Source organism: Leclercia sp. S52 (assembly GCF_039727615.1).
Classification (GTDB): domain Bacteria; phylum Pseudomonadota; class Gammaproteobacteria; order Enterobacterales; family Enterobacteriaceae; genus Enterobacter; species Enterobacter adecarboxylatus_B.
The window spans coordinates 606,225-625,308 of record NZ_CP152474.1 but is presented as its reverse complement, the minus strand read 5'-3'; the positions used below and the strand labels follow the sequence as shown (position 1 = coordinate 625,308).

The following is a 19,084-nucleotide window of genomic DNA, read 5'->3' as shown; positions in this document are numbered from 1 at the left end:
CTTTTAATAAACAATAAATAATACAGGAATGAAAATGCAGTTTTTCAAAGATATTCTGAATGGTTCTGAACTATTTGACAGCGAATGGTATACAGAGACATATCCCGATGTAGTGCATTTAGGTATGGACCCCGCTGAGCACTACTTGAAATATGGCTGGAGACTCCTTCGCGATCCGAGTCCTGAATTTTCAACTAAGTTTTATTTGAAATTCAATGCAGATGTAAAAGAGGCAGGTGTTAACCCACTTGTTCATTATATTACGCAAGGTGCTAATGAAGGGCGCGTATGTAAGCAAGCAAGCTCTTCTTTGTTTAAAGACGGAATCCCGGCTCCAGTATATATCAAAAAGAGTCAGCTTGATTTTGAATTTGAATCACCTGTAAGAACTATTTGTTTCTATCTACCGCAATTCCACGCAATTCCTGAAAATAATGAATGGTGGGGAGAAGGATTTACCGAATGGTCAAATGTAAAACCAGCTAAGCCACAATATAAAGGCCATCATCAACCTCATGTCCCGGATGAGCTTGGCTATTATAACTTGCTTGATATTGGAGCCCAGCGTCGTCAAATTGCACTTGCAAAACAATATGGAATTGATGGCTTCTGTTTCTACTTCTACTGGTTTGCTGGTCACCGTCTGCTGGAACAGCCCCTGCTTAATTATCTGGAAAATAGCGATCTTGACCTGCCATTTAGCCTATGCTGGGCTAATGAAAACTGGTGCCGACGCTGGGATGGGCTCGAGAGCGAGATTCTAATTGCCCAAGACCATAGCCCTGCTGACGATATTGAATTTATCAAATACGTTGCGAAATATATGCGTGATCCTCGCTATATTCGTGTCGATGGTAAGCCATTACTCACTATCTACCGTCCTAGCTTATTGCCAGATGCTAAAGCCACCGTTGAACGCTGGCGGAAATGGTGTCGTGAAAATGGTATCGGTGAAATATATATGGCTTATACGCAATCGTTTGAAAAAGAGTCGCCTAAAGTATATGGAATCGATGCAGCCATTGAATTCCCACCGAATAACTCAAATATTCCTAACATTACGCATATGATCCCTGACTTGTCTGATGATTTCACAGGCAACGTCTATGATTGGACTGAACTGGTTAAACGCAGCGAGCATTACAGCGATCCAGGCTACCAATTCTTCCGAGGTGTGACCCCTAGCTGGGATAATACAGCACGCCGCAAAAACAATGGCACCATTTTGTATGGCAGTTCCCCATGCCAGTATCAAAAATGGTTATACAATGCAGCAATGGACACGACTCAGCGTATTTCAAATCCAGACGAACGTTTTGTCTTTGTCAATGCATGGAACGAGTGGGCGGAAGGTGCGCATCTTGAGCCAGACCAGCAATATGGATTTGGCTATCTTGAAGCAACTCGCACCGCTCTAATTAGGGCACAACTAGCCAGTCAACCGGTCACTAAAGGACAGGAAAAATTGGCAGTAGTCATTCATGCTTTCTATCTCGAAATTCTTGAAGATATAATCGCAGAACTGCAAAGTGTATCCGTTTGTCCAATAAAGCTTTTTGTTACGACTACATTCCAGAATGAACAGAATGCGCGCGCAATTCTACAAAAATCAGGTCTTTCTTATCATCTTCTACCATTGGAGAATCGTGGCCGCGACGTCTTACCTTTTCTCAAAATAATGAAAATAGTAACTGAGCAAGGGTATGATTATTTAGTAAAGGTGCATACCAAACGCTCTAAGCATCGTGAAGATGGCGATAAATGGCGTGATGATCTTTATTCCAAATTAATTACTCCTACAGCTATTAATGATGCAATTAATATTTTCCATCAGCATCCAAATATAGGCATTATCGGTCCAGAAGGGCATATTGTACCAATGAATTTCTACTGGGGATCCAATGCTGAAAATGTCGAGAAGCTCTGCTATCGTTTAGGGTATAAGCTTGACGATATTCGTGAACTCAATTTTGTAGCTGGTACCATGTTCTTTGCACGGATCAATGCACTGAAGCCATTAATAAGTCTTGGTTTAAATGATAGTGACTTTGACGTTGAGGAAGGGCAGGTAGATGGCACTATTGCCCATGCAATTGAAAGAATATTATCAGTAACTTGCATTTCGGCTGGATTAGAAATGACAACCATGTCAAAAATTAAAGGTAATCAAGCGTCGCTTAATGAATTTGAATATGAATATGCAAGGTTTGGATAATATGAAAATTTCTAAAAAATTCCACAAACTTCCAGATTATATTATTAATGCAAATCTTGAATCACCTAAATTAGATAATGTTTATCAAGCTGAACAATTAAAAATTTCTGGTTGGTTTTTGGCAAAGTCAGATGCAACAGCGTCCGACGTTCAAATTATTATTAAAAACCTAAGTAATGATACTAAATACTTAATAAATTCTGATGTAGAAAGGCAAGATGTTATCGATGTGATTCTTGGAGGTGAAAATGTTAATCAATTAAAACCAGGTTTCCAAAAAATAATACCTTGGTCTAACCATATTCAGATTTTATTTTATTACAATGGTATTGAACATTTATGGTATGAAATACTAACATTAAATGAAACAGACTACCATGCATTCACTGAAAAGTGGAAAAAACTAAACTCAGAAGAGTATGAAATTCTCGAAAATGAAAAACTAACTGATATTGAAAAGAAATGGTTATATAATGAATATATTATTTCCTATGATATCAATCATATTATAAATCGTATATGTTCAGAGCAAACTGAAAAAGATGTATTTTATAATTTCATAGAACGAGTTGATCGATGGGACTTTCTTTTAGAACTATGCGATTATAAAAATAAAAAGTATATAAGATCATGTTTCAACAATAGCAAAGCCAATATAATAGGTAGCTTGTGCGTTGGAAATCTAAATATTTTAAAAGTTAAAGACTCTGTTCGCATTTATTATATATTTCAAAACATCTCATCCTGCGATGCTATTTACATCCCTGATCGAAATATTTTATTATGCCTCTCTTATATCGAGTATTATCAATATCTTGCATTTATTGACAATATCCACCTTTTCAATGAAAAAGCTAAAGACCCAGTATTTGGTGGATATATAACTTACTATAATCGCCCATATCATTATATGTATGACATGATGCTAGGCCTCTATTATGCCAACTCTAATGGTGTTCTATCTGATGATGATAGATTCATAGCTAAATCAGGTAGCGATTTTCTTAACCTTGAAAAATTATTCAATATAAGTACAGTTACAAATGATGATATTACATTTAGTAAAGATATGTATTATATTCGAATAGGAGTTAACTTCGGAGTAGGTGCCAAAGAAAAGAAAAAAGCAAATTACATTGAATGTTTAGATAATTATCTACGAGCTCAAATTAAATCAAATAAAAATATTAACAATGACAATAGCTTCACTCTTTGGTTCGGAATAACTAGCCAAAAACGTGCATGGATTGAGCAGGTTGAAGCTATAGCTTATATAACTAATAACCTAGAAATTCAAAATAAAAAGTTAAGAATAATATTTGATGGTTGGACATCACCGTTAAACAAAAGCGAATTAGATAAAAAAGAGATTATTTCCGATCAGAAGCTTGTTGATGAAATCATTAGTAAGATCAATAGGGATGTTGAAATAATTAATCTTATTGGCTCAACAATAGAAGAAAAAATAAATGTAGCTGAAGAGATTGACTTTTTTTGTAGTTAATTACGCCACAGGTTCATTAAACGTAGCTAGGGTTTGTAAAAAACGTGGTATTGCGCATATAAGTAATTCTTTCATTAAGCATGCCGCCGGTCAACATTTTCACCCTAACTCGATTTTGATCGATCCTGAGTTTGTTAACGAAATACCTTCTATTTATGATTTTGCACATTATAGTTACAGTATAAAAAAAGAGGTTGTATTTGAATTAACGCAGAAAAGTATTAGTGCTTGCACGTTAATTTAATTTCATTATCCTTTCTTATAATTATCAAAAACAAATGCTAGTATAAAGACCATATCCCTGTTAAATATTTGCAGCAGTTATAAATGTTTGTTGAGGATATTTATACCAATATATTCTCATTAATAAGAGATTATTTCATGAAAAAGACAGTTGCTTTTGTTCCATTAAAATTAAACAACGAAAGACTGCCCCAAAAAAACACAAAAAAATTAAGCGATGGCACACCTTTACTAACTTTAATTCTTAGTACATTGCAGCAAGTAAACGGTGTTGACGAAGTATATGTTTATTGTAGCGATGAATCTGTCGTCAAATATTTACCCGTCGGCGTAAAATATTTAAAGCGTTCTACTGAGCTTGATCTTTCAACTACAAAAATCAATGAAGTATTAGGCTCATTTGCTCATGATGTTAAAGCAGACATTTATGTGCTGGCGCACGCCACCGCCCCGTTCCTGACAACGGAAAGTATTCAGAAAGGGGTAGATAAAGTTCAGTCTGGTGATCATGACTCCGCTTTAACAGTACATAAAATGCAAGAGTTCGTCTGGAAAGATGGTTGGCCTATGAATTATGACCTTGCAGCTGTTCCTAGAACACAAGACTTAGATCCACTCTTTATCGAAACCACTGGCCTGTATATTTATACTCATGATTTAATAACTCAACGTAACGCCAGGATCGGAGACAGACCTTACTTGGTTGAGGTTTCTAGCATTGAGAGTTTAGATATCAACAATCCGATTGATTTTGATATTGCAGATGCGGTCTATACTCATATCTTAGCTAAAAGAAGCGATAATTAATGAAAAAGCATTGCTATGAAATCACTGAGATTATTAAACAGAACCTAAAACATATCGTTTCGTTAAGGGGAAATTTAAGCTTAAAGCCTGATAACAGCTATGTAAGTGAAGGCGACCTGTTGGTTCAAAAGCTCGTATTAGATTATTTAACGAAGGAGCTTCCTGAACATCAACTCATTTCAGAAGAGCTAGCACCTTTCACTGATGTAATCTGGGACAAGAATGGAAGTTATGTTGTACTTGATCCTATCGATGGCACGGAAAATTTTGTCTCTGGCCTAAAAGAATGGGGAATTGGTATCAGTATCTATACCAACGGTCTTCATCAAGAGTCTTGCATTTATTTGCCAGAGCTGAACGATTTGCATATCACCGGCATGCCAATGACTCATCATCGCTCTCGTATTCGTGGCCTTTCTTCCTCATTGACTAAGCAAGATTTACTGCAACTGGAAGAAGGCTTTGAATACCGAATTATTGGTTGTTCAATGTACAACATGCTCGCAGCCGTACGCGGTGCGTATGCGAGCTTCGAAAATGTTAAAGGCGTAAACTGCTGGGATATTTTACCTGGCCTTAACTTTGCGCTTGAACACAATTGCGAAGCTTTTGTTGATGGTGTTGCTTACGAGGGACAAATTCTTTTCCCTACTCAAAAATATAAAATCAACATTAAAAAAAGACATGAGGTACCGGCATGAATTCGGCATTGCAACAAGTCGTCGCGCAAAAAAAAGGATGTGACATCGTAATTATTGGTAAAGGACCCAGCGTCGATAAAATTGACCTGTCTTTGCTTAAAAATTGTATTGTCATTAACACCAATGACTCTGAACTGATCTATCCTGGTGATATTGCCGTGTTTCACCATGGTTGGGTGCTTGATATCTTTGATGAAAAAGCACCACAGTGTAAATTGTATGTATCAGATCGTTTTCTCCCGGAAGGTGTTGGTCATTTAGCCGCTGAATACGTACCTTATACTCCAGAATCAGCAGACTTCCTGATCCATCGTTTCTTCGAAGACACTATTTACATTGAAAGTGCTATTGTCGTATCGGCACTGAAAATCGCTAACCAAATTGCTAAACAGGAAAACGCCACTAAGAACGTTTATTTACTTGGTTTTGATTTCACCACAAAGGACGGCTTCACTAATAAAATCCCAACAGCGGCGATGCATGCTGAACCTGAATATCAGGAGCGGATCATTAGCAGCCAGGAACAGCTTCTGAAGATGCTGTTGGCTGAAAAATCACGTCTGAATATTAATATCAGCCACGTTGGTAACAAACCTTATAGCGTCTACTCAGTCGATGCCTTTAACCAGGTGTTTACTGCCCGCCATCGCGGCGTGACGTTACCGCAAACCAGCCCTGCGCAAAACACCTCGAAAAAGTATGACGTAAAAGTGATTGCAGAAATCACTACCAACCACTTTGGTGATATGGATCGCCTGAAGTCGATGATCGTTGCAGCCAAACAGGCTGGTGCTGATTATATCAAGTTGCAAAAACGTGACGTTGAGAGCTTCTACAGCAAAGAAAAATTAGACTCTCCATACAACTCACCGTTCGGCACGACTTTCCGTGAATACCGTCATGGTATTGAGCTGAACAAAGAGCAATTCGCTTTTGTCGATACCTTCTGTAAAGAGATCGGTATTGGCTGGTTTGCTTCGATTCTGGATATGCCTTCTTATGATTTTATCCGGCAGTTTGAGCCGGACATGATTAAACTGCCGTCAACAATCTCTGAGCATAAAGATTACCTGGCCGCAGTTGCTGCAGACTTCACTAAAGACGTTGTTATCTCAACAGGTTATACCGATGAGGCTTATGAAGGATTCATCCTCAATAGCTTCACCAAAGCTCGTAACATCTACCTGTTGCAGTGCACATCAGCTTATCCAACCCCGACTGAAGATACGCAGATTGGTGTGATTAGACACTATTACAATCTCTCGAAAAAAGAACCTCGCATTATCCCGGGTTTTTCAAGCCATGATATTGGTAGCCTGTGCTCTATGATGGCGGTCGCAGCGGGTGCCAGAATGATTGAGAAGCACGTCAAGTTTGGTGACGTCGCCTGGTCCCACTTCGATGAAGTGGCTATTGACCTGGTCAATGGTGATTTCACTCGATTTGTAACGGATGTTCGCAAGGCAGAACGTATTGTTGGCAGTGAAGTGAAAGAGATCCAGGCAACTGAGCACCATAAATATTGGGTCGCTCCAAAGTAACCCCCTGGTGCCGAAGTCATCATTTTCAAGACTCGTTGTTACCACTTTAGATCTACCAGCCACTTGCGTTGCAAGTGGCTTATCCAACCATCAATGATTTGATGCTGTGCAACCGAATGGTTGGATAACTAGCTGATATATTAGATAAAATACACATAATAGCTTTTTTTTTGGATCTGTTTGATTTGTAACCACGTTTAAATGAAATGCATTGTCCATAGCAACACCGGGTACCTCAATTTCCTTGCCCTCAGTGTCACTTAAACTAGTATTGCAAATGATTAAGCGAGTAACGGTGCTTTAATCGGGCCTTATGAACTACTAAAGTTTTCTATAATTTGGTCGCTTACTATGTAAGTAGTTCATCCAACCTAACAATACTAATAATAACGTGAGTGTTTAAACCGAATGACAAACCGTTACACGCTTTCTGCAACACCATTGATTGCCTCTAATGCGCAGTTGCGCTGGAACATTGATTCATCGTCCAACCAGGCACCCTTAACGCTGACCCATGGTCGCGTTGAAGTTTGTGGCTGGCTACTGGCAGACGGCGAACGTGCTCCACGTGTCGCCATTAAGAACGATTACGCTACCTATAGCTATCCGTTCAATGTCAAACGCCCTGATGTAATAGCTGCCATCCTGCAGGAACCCGCGGATAATCATTCCCGCTTAGGCTGTGGCTTCAGGATTAATGTGCCCTTCTCGTCTCAAATCACCATTGGACTGGAGTCTGATGGCTTGATTACCTGGCTGACGGAGCTGAACTTCTCCCCAGCCTGATAAGCAATGCTTCACCTTGCCAGCCTTCAGCGTTTCTGCTGAGGCTGGCACGGTTCTGATAATCGGTTGGATAAAAATTTGAATCTCTATATTGCCGCCATCGTTAAAGATGAATTTGCAGGCCTGCTTGAGTGGATAGCGTATCACCGGGTTTTAGGCGTGAATGGATTTGTAATTGCAGATAATGGCAGTCGTGACGGAAGCCGCGAGTTGCTCGCTTCCCTGGCGCGTCTGGGGATTGTGACGGTTATCGATCAACCGGATGTAGTAAATCAAAAACCGCAGCTTCCGGCCTACGAGCGCATTTTACGTAGCTGCGATCGCAACATCGATCTGCTTGCCTTTATCGATGCCGATGAGTTTTTATTGCCCTTATCGGCTGACGTAAATGTCGTCGATTTCTTGGCGTCACAGTTTACTGATGAAAGCGTCAGCGCCATTGCCCTTAACTGGGCCATTTTTGGCTCCAGTGGCGAACTCTTTGCCGAGGAAGGCCTGGTCACAGAACGTTTCACTCGCCATGCACCTATAAAATTTAATGTTCACCACAACTTTAAAAGCGTGGTGAAACCTGAGCGCGTGAACCATTTCCATAATCCACACTGTGCCGATCTGCGCTATGGCCGCTACATCGATGCGCTGGGCAACGACATGGTTTTACACCCGAAACATGGTCACGGCGTCAGTGCCGAAGTGGTCTGGAACGGCGTGCGGGTTAACCATTACGCGGTCAAATCGCTGGAAGAGTTCTTACTCGGTAAACACCTGCGCGGCAGCGCAGCCTCGGCAAACCGCGTAAAACACAAAGCCTATTTCAAAGCCCACGATCGCAACGACGAAACCTGCCTGCTGGCGGCCGCCCTGGCCCCGAAAGTCAAAGCAGAAATGGCAGCGTTGCAGGCGCAGCTGGATGCCTTGCCAGAAGAAGAGAGCCCGCAGAAGAGCGACTCCTGGCTGGCGACCCGCGTTAAAAAGTTAATCGGTTAATCGACGTTTTTCCCCATATTCGACAGGAGTCAGAAGTGGCCTTCCCCACTTCCGGGTTGTGAATCCTCTAATGCATAGCGATTACCACTGGCACCCTCTGGCGCTGCCAGACACCTCTTTATCCCGCGCGGGCTGGTTCCTGATCCAGGGCACCCTGCGTGCCCGCCAGCCGCGGGGTGAAACTCGCCTGCGCTGGCAGTGTCAGGGCATCTGGCATGAACAGATCCTCCCGATAACCCGTCGCGGCACCCTGCAGGAGCTGGTCTGGCTGCCGGTGGGTGCCAGCCAGGTGGGGCTGCTCGCCAGCAGCGAAGGGGCGGAATGCGAACTGAATATTACCCGCTTTGCGCAGGTGTCTGCGGGCAAGAGCCTCTGGCGCAGGTTGCGCCGGGTGTGGCCTTTTTATCAGCGCCTGAATGCGCAAAAGCGCAAGCGTCTGGGGCTGTCCTGGCACCTGTGGTTTACCGATTTACAGCAGGCTTACGATCTGGTGGGCAAGATCCGCGACGACAGGCCGCTGCACGCCTACGAACACTGGCTGGCGAATTTCGATACCGTGCAGCCCGGTGAGCGCCGGCTGATCGATCGTCTGCTGGCCCGCTGGGGCAACCTGCCCCGCGTCTGCCTGCATCTGGTGAACGGCGGCGATGAGGCGGCACGCCAGCGCACGCTGGCCAGTATCGCGGCGCTCTGTTATCCGGCAACGCATATCACCGTGCTGGAACAGCCGTCTGACGCTGCCAGGTCTGAGGGTGAATGGCAATGGGCCATTCCCGTAGGGGCCGAACTGGCTCCGGCCGCGTTAGTGTGGCTGGCGCACCAGCTGCGCCAGACCCCGGACGCAAAATGGATCTACGGCGATCACGATCTGCTGGATGAGAAAGGCAAGCGCCACTCGCCGGACTTCAAGCCGGACTGGAACGAAACCCTGCTGCACAGTCAGAACTATATCGGCTGGTGTGGCCTCTGGCTTGAACAGGGCACCACTGCCATTCCGCAAGATGGGGCCGACAGCTATCGCGGGTGGTTGCAGCTGGCCCACCAGCTCGCCCCGAAGGATATTGCGCACATCCCTGCCCTGCTGATGCACGTCCCGGACGCGCTGCCGCAGCAGGACGGGTATGAAACTCTGGCAAGCCTGCTGCAGGACCTGCCCGTCGGGGTGACGCTGGAGTCGGCTCCGCACGGCATCTGCCGCTGGCGCTGGCCGCTCCCGGCAGAGCTGCCGCGGGTATCGGTGATTATTCCCACCCGCAATGGTCTGGCGCATCTCAGGCCGTGCATTGAAAGCCTGGTGCAGCATACCCGTTATCCGAATATCGAAATCATGGTGATGGATAACCAGAGCGACGACCCTGAAACCCTGGCTTATTTTGAACATATCACCCAGGCGTACGGGGTCCGGGTTATCGCCTGGAACCATCCGTTTAACTACTCCGCCATCAACAACGCCGGGGTACGCGAGGCCACGGGCGAGCTGATCTGCCTGCTCAACAACGACACCGAAGTGATCAACCCGCTGTGGCTGGATGAGATGGTCTCGCACCTGCTGCGGCCGGGCGTCGGGATCGTCGGGGCAAGGCTCTTTTACGGCGATGGCCGGGTGCAGCATGCGGGCGACGCGGTCGGACCGGGTGGCTGTGCCGATCACTTTCACAGCGGGCTGGCTGCCGATGAACCTGGCTACCAGCGCAGAGCGGTGAGCGCTCAGGAGCTGTCGGCGGTGACGGCGGCCTGCCTGCTCACCCCTCGCCAGCTCTTTTTGTCCCTGAACGGCTTAGATGAGGTGAATCTGCCGGTGGCCTTCAACGACGTGGATTACTGTCTGCGGGTCGGTGAGGCAGGCTGGCGGATCGTCTGGACCCCCTTCGCCGAGCTGTACCATCATGAGTCGGTCTCCCGCGGCAAAGATGTCACGCCAGAACAGCTGGCGCGCTCCCAGGGTGAGCTGCGCTACATGAAAAAACGCTGGGCACAGCGGCTCAAGCACGATCCTGCATACAATCCCAACCTGAGCTACGACCGACCCGATTTCTCGTTAAGTCATACTCCTAATGTGGTGTTGCCATGGACGAACTGATCAGAAAGGCACTCTTTAAACCGTATCTGAAGTTGAATAAGCAGAGCAGCGAGACGCAGCCGGACAGCTGGCCCGAATGCCGCTCGCTGTTGATCCTGCATGAGGGGGATTCCCCGACGCTGGCCTATTTTGAAGCGGCAATCAGAAGCCGTTTTCCCGGCGCCCGGTGTCAGCTGGTGGATACCTTAACCACACCGGCTATCGAAGTGGATAAAGGGACCGCCATCGTGGTTATTCGCTTTATCTCCGCACAGTGGCAGCGCGAAATTGTGCGCAATATCGATGACCTTTCGCAGGTGATCTATTTTATGGATGACGATCTGTTCGATCCATCAGCCTTAACCGCGTTACCCAAGGCCTACCGGACGAAAATCATCCGGCGCTCTGCGGCGCAGCACCGCTGGATCACCACCCACTGCGACACTATCTGGGTCTCGACGCCGTACCTGGCCAACAAATATGCGCACCTGAATCCCGATGTGGTGCCCGCCCAGCCCACGCCGCGGCTGCTGGCCGTCACCCGGCCGGTAAAAATAGCCTACCACGGCTCCAGCTCGCACCAGGCAGAAAAGTACTGGCTGCGGCAAGTGGTCGAAGGCGTGCTGAGGCAGTGCCCGCAGGCCAGCTTCGAAATATTTGGTGAGCACGAAATCTATAAGCTTTACCGCGACTTACCGCGCGTGACGGTATTACACCCGATGACCTGGCAGAACTATCTGGATTACACTCAGCATCACCGGGTGGATATTGGGCTGGCCCCGCTACTGGAGTCGGAATTTAATATGGCGCGCGGGCCGGTAAAATTTTATGATTTCGTGCGCATGGGCGCGGTGGGGGTCTACAGTAATTGCGCCCCGTACAGCGACTTTATCGAACAAAATATCAATGGCGTGCTGCTGAACAACGATCCGCAAAAGTGGATCGAGGCGCTGTCGCTGCTGGTCAATTCCGGGCAAAAACGTCAGGCGCTGGCGAATAATGCGAAGGAATATACGTACTCATTAATGAGTTAAAAGAGAACAGTACGGGAAATTTGTTATTCCCAACCTGCATCAGGCCTTGTTTCAACCTGTGCCTGCCGCTAAAACACGGTCTGAACGGATAGCAGAGACTGTGTTCTGGTGAACATTTCATCCAATAGAAAAGTAAAAAACGCTTATGAAAATCCTTGTAACCGGTGGAGCCGGTTTTATCGGTTCTGCTGTTGTTCGCCACATCATCCGTGACACTCAGGATGCGGTGATCAACCTTGATAAGCTCACCTATGCGGGCAACCTCGAATCGCTGGCAGACGTGGCAGCAAGCGACCGCTACGCCTTTGAGCAGGTGGATATCTGTAACCGTGCGGAGCTGGATCGGGTCTTCGCCACCCATCAGCCGGATGCGGTGATGCATCTGGCCGCCGAGAGCCATGTGGATCGCTCCATTACCGGCCCGGCCGATTTTATCGAAACCAATATCGTTGGCACCTACACGCTGCTCGAAGCGGCCCGCGCCTACTGGAGCGAGCTGGATGAAGCCCGCAAGCAGGCGTTTCGTTTCCACCACATCTCCACCGACGAAGTGTATGGCGATCTGCCACACCCGGATGAAGTGAGCGCTGGCACCGAGTTACCGCTGTTTACTGAGACCACCCCGTACGCGCCAAGCAGCCCGTACTCGGCGTCGAAAGCCTCCAGCGATCATCTGGTGCGCGCCTGGCGTCGTACCTACGGTCTGCCGACTATCGTCACCAACTGCTCCAACAACTACGGCCCGTATCACTTCCCTGAGAAGCTGATCCCGCTGGTGATCCTCAATGCGCTGGATGGCAAAGCGCTGCCGATCTACGGCAAAGGCGACCAGATCCGCGACTGGCTGTACGTTGAAGATCACGCCCGTGCGCTCTACACCGTAGTGACCACCGGCGTGGTGGGCGAGACCTACAACATCGGCGGCCACAACGAGAAGCAGAACCTGGACGTGGTCCACACCATCTGCGACCTGCTCGACGAGATGGTGCCGAAAACCGGTTCTTACCGCGACCAGATCACCTACGTGACTGACCGCCCGGGCCACGACCGCCGTTACGCCATCGATGCCAGCAAAATGAGCCACGAGCTGAACTGGCAGCCGCAGGAGACCTTCGAGTCCGGCATCCGTAAAACCGTGCAGTGGTATCTGGATAACCAGCAGTGGGTCAACAACGTGAAAAGCGGCAGTTATCAGGACTGGATCGCGAAGAACTATCAGGAGCGTAACTGATGCATATTCTGCTGTTCGGCAAAAATGGCCAGGTGGGCTGGGAGTTGCAGCGCGCGCTGCTGCCGCTGGGGCGTATTACGGCGGTGGATTTTGACTCTACCGATTACTGCGGTGACTTCAGCAACCCGGAAGGCGTGGCCGAGACCGTGCGTCTGCTGAAGCCGGACGTGATCGTCAACGCCGCCGCCCATACCGCGGTGGACAAAGCCGAAAGCGAGCGCGACTTTGCCGAGCTGCTCAACGCCACCAGCGTTGCCGCTATCGCCAAAGAAGCCGAAGCGCTGGGCGCGTGGCTGGTGCACTACTCCACCGATTACGTTTTCAACGGCAGCGGCGAAAAGCCGTGGGTGGAGACAGACCAGACCGCCCCGCTGAACGTCTATGGCGAAACCAAGCTGGCGGGCGAACAGGCTGCCGCGCTCTGCTCCCGTCATCTGATCTTCCGCACCAGCTGGGTGTATGCTGCTCGCGGCGCTAACTTTGCCAAAACCATGCTGCGCTTTGGTAAAGAGCGCAGCGAGATGTCGGTGATCAACGATCAGTTTGGTGCGCCGACCGGGGCAGAACTGCTGGCCGACTGCACGGCCCATGCGATCCGTATCGCGCAGGATAAACCTGAAGTGGCCGGGCTCTATCACCTGATTGCCTCCGGTACCACCACCTGGTTCGACTATGCCCAGCGGGTGTTCGCTACCGCTCGTGCGGCGGGCGTTGAGCTGGCCGTAACCCAGGTCAATGCCGTTCCGACCAGCGCCTTCCCGACCCCGGCTAAGCGTCCGCATAACTCACGCCTCGATACCAGCAAATTCCAGCGCACCTTCGGGATGACGCTGCCGGACTGGACCATCGGTGTCGATCGCATGCTTGCAGAAATTCTTGGAAAGTAAATGCATCAAGGTATGCTATGCGTGCCTTGTTTTAAGCGACACGGACTCTTGTCAGGGTGAGGCGTTTTGCCCCCCCTTTTACAGCAATCAAACACCTCTCAGAGGGTGGCGTCTTGCCTCCCTCCAGAGCAAAACAGAAGAATGAAGGATTATGAACAAGCGTAAAGGTATTATTCTGGCCGGTGGGTCAGGGACTCGTCTCTATCCGGTCACCATGGCGGTGAGCAAACAGCTGCTGCCCATCTACGACAAACCGATGATCTACTACCCGCTGAGCACCCTGATGCTGGCTGGTATCCGCGATATCCTGATCATCAGCACCCCACAGGATACGCCGCGCTTTGAGCAGCTGCTGGGCGACGGCAGCCAGTGGGGCCTGAACCTGCAGTACAAAGTGCAGCCAAGCCCGGACGGTCTGGCTCAGGCCTTTATCCTCGGCGAAGAGTTCATCGGCGACGACGACTGTGCGCTGGTGCTGGGCGACAACATCTTCTACGGTCACGATCTGCAGAAACAGCTGGAAGCCGCCGCGGCGAAACCTGCGGGCGCCACCGTCTTTGCCTATCATGTACACGATCCTGAGCGTTATGGCGTGGTGGAGTTTGACCGTGAAGGCACCGCGATCTCCCTGGAAGAGAAGCCGCTGGAACCGAAGAGCAACTATGCGGTAACCGGCCTCTACTTCTACGACAACCGCGTGGTTGAGATTGCCAAAAGCCTGAAACCGTCGCCGCGCGGCGAGCTGGAAATCACCGACGTGAACCGCATTTACCTTGAGCAGGGGAATTTGTCGGTCGCCATGATGGGCCGTGGTTATGCCTGGCTTGATACCGGCACCCATGAGAGCCTGATTGAGGCCAGCAACTTCATCCAGACCATCGAAACCCGTCAGGGGCTGAAAGTGGCCTGTCCTGAAGAGATTGCCTACCGTCTGAAGTTTATCGATGCCGACCAGGTGCGCAAGTTAGCCGCGCCGCTGGCGAAGAATGCTTACGGGCAGTACCTGCTGAAAATGCTCAAGTAATCATTATTAACTCCTGGGGCGTAAAGCCCCATTTATGAATCAGGCCGACATCATGAACGTAATTCAGACCGCAATTCCCGACGTATTCATCTTTGAGCCAAAAGTGTTTGGCGATGACCGTGGTTTCTTCTTCGAAAGCTTTAACCACCAGCAGTTCGAAGCCGCCATTGGCCGCAGCGTAAACTTCGTGCAGGACAACCACTCCAAATCCTCGAAGGGCGTATTGCGTGGCCTGCACTACCAGCTGGCACCGCATGCGCAGGGCAAACTGGTGCGTTGCGTGGCCGGCGAAGTGTTCGACGTGGCGGTGGATATCCGTAAAAGCTCCCCGACCTTTGGTCAGTGGGTCGGTGTGCATCTGTCCGGCGAGAACAAGCGTCAGCTGTGGATCCCGGAAGGCTTCGCCCATGGCTTTATGACCCTGAGCGACACCGCAGAATTCCTGTACAAAACCACCAACTACTATGCGCCGGAGAGCGATCGCGGCATCCGCTGGAACGATGAGACCATTGGGATTACATGGCCAGAAATCGACAGCGAGATCCTCACTTCCGCCAAAGACAGCGTTGCCAAATCCTTCCCTGACGCAGAGTACTTCTGAGTCACACGCCCCGCAGTGACGCGGGGCGTTTTCTGATGCACAGAGCGCACATGAAATTCTACACAGGTTCAGCCGGGATCCTGGCCCGAAAAGCACAGCTCGAGCCAATGCTTGGCCGCCCGTTACACGCCTTCAAAAGCGGCATGGAACTGGCGCAGGACGACGTGCTGGTCGGCTGGGGCCAGAAAGCCAATACCCGACAGATCAAACAGAAAGCCCACGAACTCGGCCTGCCGTACTGGCAGCTGGAAGATGGCTTTATCGGTTATATTGGCCACCCCGCCAGAGGGGGCAAGGCCGTCTCCCTGATCGCCGATCCTGTGGGCATTTACTACGACGCTCGCCAGCCCAGCCGCCTTGAGCAGCTGATCGCCACGCCGTGCGATGCCCGAATGCTGGCGCGCGCCGAGGCACTGGTAAGTGAGCTGCTGCGCCTGGGCATCACCAAGTACAACTGTTATACCGCCGACAGCGGCCTGCCCGACGCGCTGGCTGCCCGCCTGCACAACGACGCCCGCCCTAAGGTGCTGCTGATCGACCAGGTGGCAGGGGATCTCTCTATCCCCGGCGCGCTCGCCAGCACGGAAGATTTTGTGGCGATGGTCGCGGCGGCGCGGCGTAACCACCCTGACGCCCGCCTGCTGCTGCGCACTCATCCGGATACCCGGCTGGGCAAAAAGAGCGGCGTGCTGGCGCAGATGCAGCTGGACGACGTGGAGCTGGTCACCGATCACTGCCACCCCCATGCCCTGCTGAATGAGGCAGAGGCGGTCTACACCGTCTCCTCGCAGATGGGGTTTGAAGCCCTGCTGCTGGGCAAAGCGGTGTACTGCTTCGGCATGCCGTTTTACGCCGGCTGGGGGCTGACCCACGACAGCAAAGGGTGTGAACGTCGCGAGGCACGAATTAGCCTGTCGCAGCTGGTAGCTGCGGCGCTGATCCTCTATCCCCGCTATCTGGATCCGGTCCTGGGCCAGCGCTGCGAAGTGGAGCAGGTGCTGGAGGTCATTGCGGGTCAGCTGAACCCGGCTCCGCGCTATCGCCGTCTGTATATGGTGGGCTTCTCGCTGTGGAAACGCGCCTTTATGCGCGCCTTCTGCCAGCCGCTGGCCACGGAGCTGCGCTTTGTGCGCACCCCGCCTGCTCAGCTGGCCGCCGACGAGCAGGTGCTGGTCTGGGGCAGCCGTTATCCTGAGCTGAATAACCCGATCCGGGTGGAAGATGGCTTTATCCGCTCCCGGGGGCTGGGATCGAACCTGTGCCGCCCCTCATCGCTCTCCATCGACCCGGTGGGGATCTACTTCGACAGCCGCCGTCCGAGCGGGCTGGAGCAGTTGCTGAATCAGCAGCCGCTCAGCGAACAGGCGCTGGCACGCGGCGCGGCGCTGGTGGATCTGCTCCGCCAGCATGGGGTCAGCAAATACAACGTCGGCACCGTGCAGCCCTTCACGCCGCCCGGCGACGGGCGTTCGCTGGTGCTGGTGGTGGGCCAGGTCGATGGCGATGCCTCGATCCTGACCGGCAGCCCGGTGATCCGCAGCAATGAGCAGCTGCTGTGGGCGGTACGCGCCGCCCGGCCGGAGGCACATATCCTGTTTAAACCGCACCCGGACGTGGTGGCGGGCAACCGGGCCGGGGCTATCTCGGCCGAATGCCTGGCGAGCTGCGTAGACAGCCAGGTGCTGGATCTCGGCCTGACCAGCCTCTATCCCCATGTCGACGAGCTGCACACCATGACCTCCCTCAGCGGGTTCGAGGCGCTGGTGCAGGGGGTGAAGGTCACCACCTGGGGCCAGCCGTTCTACAGCGGCTGGGGGCTGACTGAAGATATTCACCCAGCGGAGCGCCGTCAGCGCACCCTGTCGCTGGCCGCGCTGGTCTACCTGACGCTGGTCGCCTATCCGCGCTATATCGACTGGCAGAGCGGCCTGTGGATGAGCCCGGAGCAGCTGATCCGCCAGCTGGCGGTGCAGGGAAACTCCTCATCGCAGAAGGCCAGCCGCTGGCAGCGCTGGCAGCTCAAACTGAGCTATCTCGCACAGACACTTCGCTAGCGAACTATTTATCCTGATTTATTAAAGAAAAGCGGTCATCAAGCCGTTACACACTGTTCATCAACGGACCGATCTGGGAAAAATAATGGAAGAGCAAGCTATCCGCCATCTGCTGAATGGCCGTCGATATCTTTTACTACAAGGACCGATGGGCCCCTGCTTTTCACGTCTGGCAAGCTGGTTGCAGAGCAGCCACCGTGAAGTGAAGCAGGTCTGCTTCAATGCCGGAGACTCATGGTATGCCGCGAAAGAGACCGCGCTGCACTACACCGGCTCAGTAAAGAATTTTGCCTTCTGGCTGCGCGAGTTACACAAAACCTACCCCTTCGACACCATCGTCTGCTTTGGTGACTGCCGTCCGATGCACATCGAAGCGAAGAAGTGGGCGCGCAGCAAAACCATCGATTTCCTGGCGTTTGAAGAGGGCTATTTCCGCCCGTTCTACATCACCCTGGAAAAAGGGGGCGTGAACGCCTTCTCCTCGATGCCTGTCGATGCGAAGTATTATCGCGAGCAACCGCTGCCGGAGGTGAAAACCCCGACGCCGTGGAAACCGAGCTCCTTCAACCGTGCCGCTCATGCCATGCTCTACTACGCGGCGGGCTGGTTTGGCCGCCATCGCTACCGGGGCTACCGTCACCACAAGTCGTTCTCTCCGTGGTACGAGATGCAGTGCTGGTTCCGCGCCGGTCGCCGTAAGCTGTGGTACCGCTGGCAGCAGCGCCATATGCTGAGCCATATCACCAGCACGCTGGATAACGAGTACTACCTGGCGATTTTGCAGGTCTACAACGACAGCCAGATTATTCACCACAGCCCGTATAAAGACGTGCGTGACTATATCGAAACCGTGATCCGCTCCTTTGCCCGCCATGCGTCAAAAGAGCGTCATCTGGTGTTCAAGCATCATCCAATGGATCGTGGTCACCGTTATTACGGCACCCTGATTAACAAGCTGACCGAAAAATACGGCATTACGGGCCGGGTGATCTACGTTCACGATCTCTCCCTGCCCGCCCTGCTGACCCACACCCGGGGAGTGATCACCGTCAACAGCACCGCGGGCCTGTCGGCGCTGATCCACAACAAGCCGCTCAAGGTGATGGGCAAAGCGCTGTACGACATCGAAGGATTAACCTGGCAGGGGCCACTGAACCAGTTCTGGCAGGCGGATTTCGCTCCCGATAAAAAGTTATTCCAGCGTTTTCGTACCCACCTGCTTTACCACACGCAGATCAACGCCGTCTTTTACGGCAAGTCCGACTGGCTCAACATCCCGACGGAAAACCCTCTGCCGGCGCCGCTTGCCGATTCCGAACTCGAACGATAATTCATCCTCGCGCCGGGGAAATTACCCCGGCGGATCCGATCTACGCCGCGCTTTTAACCCTCCGTTGTAAAAACCCCTAA

Annotated in this window: 15 protein-coding genes; all 15 read left to right on the top strand. The window is 50.6% G+C overall.

Translation table 11 applies throughout. The annotated features are described in order from the left end of the window. Positions 1–34 precede the first annotated feature (34 nt). Positions 35–2,215: a glycoside hydrolase family 99-like domain-containing protein gene (locus AAHB66_RS02975; protein ID WP_347115166.1), complete on the top strand. Its 2,181-nt coding sequence runs from the start codon at positions 35–37 to the stop codon at positions 2,213–2,215. Beyond that, positions 2,193–3,719: a hypothetical protein gene (locus AAHB66_RS02970; protein ID WP_347115165.1), complete on the top strand. Its 1,527-nt coding sequence runs from the start codon at positions 2,193–2,195 to the stop codon at positions 3,717–3,719. The genes AAHB66_RS02975 and AAHB66_RS02970 overlap by 23 nt, the downstream gene beginning before the upstream one ends. A gap of 327 nt (positions 3,720–4,046) precedes the next feature. After that, complete coding sequence (locus AAHB66_RS02965) at positions 4,047–4,769, top strand: acylneuraminate cytidylyltransferase family protein (RefSeq protein ID WP_347115164.1); 723 nt, start codon at positions 4,047–4,049, stop codon at positions 4,767–4,769. Next, a complete protein-coding gene (locus AAHB66_RS02960; protein WP_347115163.1) occupies positions 4,769–5,470 on the top strand; it encodes an inositol monophosphatase family protein in 702 nt (233 codons plus the stop codon). Before AAHB66_RS02965 ends, AAHB66_RS02960 begins: the two co-directional genes overlap by 1 nt. Beyond that, positions 5,467–7,011, top strand: coding sequence for an N-acetylneuraminate synthase family protein (locus tag AAHB66_RS02955; RefSeq protein ID WP_096948496.1), 1,545 nt, complete (start codon positions 5,467–5,469; stop codon positions 7,009–7,011). Before AAHB66_RS02960 ends, AAHB66_RS02955 begins: the two co-directional genes overlap by 4 nt. A gap of 408 nt (positions 7,012–7,419) precedes the next feature. Then, entirely contained in the window at positions 7,420–7,797 is a 378-nt protein-coding gene (locus AAHB66_RS02950) for a hypothetical protein (protein ID WP_347115162.1), read from the top strand. 78 nt (positions 7,798–7,875) lie between these two features. Next, a complete protein-coding gene (locus AAHB66_RS02945; protein WP_347116409.1) occupies positions 7,876–8,784 on the top strand; it encodes a glycosyltransferase family 92 protein in 909 nt (302 codons plus the stop codon). A gap of 70 nt (positions 8,785–8,854) precedes the next feature. After that, entirely contained in the window at positions 8,855–10,864 is a 2,010-nt protein-coding gene (locus tag AAHB66_RS02940; RefSeq protein WP_347115161.1) for a glycosyltransferase family 2 protein, read from the top strand. Continuing rightward, a complete protein-coding gene (locus AAHB66_RS02935; RefSeq protein WP_347115160.1) occupies positions 10,852–11,877 on the top strand; it encodes a glycosyltransferase family 1 protein in 1,026 nt (341 codons plus the stop codon). Before AAHB66_RS02940 ends, AAHB66_RS02935 begins: the two co-directional genes overlap by 13 nt. 145 nt (positions 11,878–12,022) lie before the next feature. After that, positions 12,023–13,108, top strand: coding sequence for a dTDP-glucose 4,6-dehydratase (gene rfbB / locus AAHB66_RS02930; RefSeq protein WP_016240570.1), 1,086 nt, complete (start codon positions 12,023–12,025; stop codon positions 13,106–13,108). Further along, the gene (gene rfbD / locus AAHB66_RS02925; protein WP_312077819.1) at positions 13,108–13,995 is read left to right on the top strand and encodes a dTDP-4-dehydrorhamnose reductase; all 888 of its coding nucleotides are present in this window, start codon (positions 13,108–13,110) and stop codon (positions 13,993–13,995) included. Before rfbB ends, rfbD begins: the two co-directional genes overlap by 1 nt. A gap of 151 nt (positions 13,996–14,146) precedes the next feature. After that, entirely contained in the window at positions 14,147–15,019 is an 873-nt protein-coding gene (gene rfbA / locus AAHB66_RS02920) for a glucose-1-phosphate thymidylyltransferase RfbA (RefSeq protein ID WP_347115159.1), read from the top strand. Between the two features lie 52 nt (positions 15,020–15,071). Then, complete coding sequence (gene rfbC, locus AAHB66_RS02915) at positions 15,072–15,620, top strand: dTDP-4-dehydrorhamnose 3,5-epimerase (protein ID WP_016236887.1); 549 nt, start codon at positions 15,072–15,074, stop codon at positions 15,618–15,620. A 50-nt stretch (positions 15,621–15,670) separates the two neighbouring features. Beyond that, positions 15,671–17,674, top strand: a complete 2,004-nt coding sequence (locus AAHB66_RS02910) for a capsular polysaccharide biosynthesis protein (protein WP_347115158.1) — start codon at positions 15,671–15,673, stop codon at positions 17,672–17,674. Between the two features lie 85 nt (positions 17,675–17,759). Further along, entirely contained in the window at positions 17,760–19,004 is a 1,245-nt protein-coding gene (locus AAHB66_RS02905; RefSeq protein ID WP_347115157.1) for a capsular biosynthesis protein, read from the top strand. Positions 19,005–19,084: the final 80 nt, after the last annotated feature.

Bases quoted from the DNA above. Each gene is read 5' to 3' on its own strand.
- AAHB66_RS02955 (WP_096948496.1), top strand. From the start codon at position 5,467: ATGAATTCGGCATTGCAACAAGTCGTCGCGCAAAAAAAAGGATGTGAC.
- rfbA (WP_347115159.1), top strand. From the start codon at position 14,147: ATGAACAAGCGTAAAGGTATTATTCTGGCCGGTGGGTCAGGGACTCGT.
- AAHB66_RS02960 (WP_347115163.1), top strand. From the start codon at position 4,769: ATGAAAAAGCATTGCTATGAAATCACTGAGATTATTAAACAGAACCTA.
- AAHB66_RS02965 (WP_347115164.1), top strand. From the start codon at position 4,047: ATGTTTGTTGAGGATATTTATACCAATATATTCTCATTAATAAGAGAT.
- AAHB66_RS02940 (WP_347115161.1), top strand. From the start codon at position 8,855: ATGCATAGCGATTACCACTGGCACCCTCTGGCGCTGCCAGACACCTCT.
- rfbB (WP_016240570.1), top strand. From the start codon at position 12,023: ATGAAAATCCTTGTAACCGGTGGAGCCGGTTTTATCGGTTCTGCTGTT.
- rfbD (WP_312077819.1), top strand. From the start codon at position 13,108: ATGCATATTCTGCTGTTCGGCAAAAATGGCCAGGTGGGCTGGGAGTTG.
- AAHB66_RS02905 (WP_347115157.1), top strand. From the start codon at position 17,760: ATGGAAGAGCAAGCTATCCGCCATCTGCTGAATGGCCGTCGATATCTT.
- AAHB66_RS02935 (WP_347115160.1), top strand. From the start codon at position 10,852: ATGGACGAACTGATCAGAAAGGCACTCTTTAAACCGTATCTGAAGTTG.
- AAHB66_RS02970 (WP_347115165.1), top strand. From the start codon at position 2,193: ATGAATATGCAAGGTTTGGATAATATGAAAATTTCTAAAAAATTCCAC.
- AAHB66_RS02950 (WP_347115162.1), top strand. From the start codon at position 7,420: ATGACAAACCGTTACACGCTTTCTGCAACACCATTGATTGCCTCTAAT.
- AAHB66_RS02975 (WP_347115166.1), top strand. From the start codon at position 35: ATGCAGTTTTTCAAAGATATTCTGAATGGTTCTGAACTATTTGACAGC.
- AAHB66_RS02910 (WP_347115158.1), top strand. From the start codon at position 15,671: ATGAAATTCTACACAGGTTCAGCCGGGATCCTGGCCCGAAAAGCACAG.
- rfbC (WP_016236887.1), top strand. From the start codon at position 15,072: ATGAACGTAATTCAGACCGCAATTCCCGACGTATTCATCTTTGAGCCA.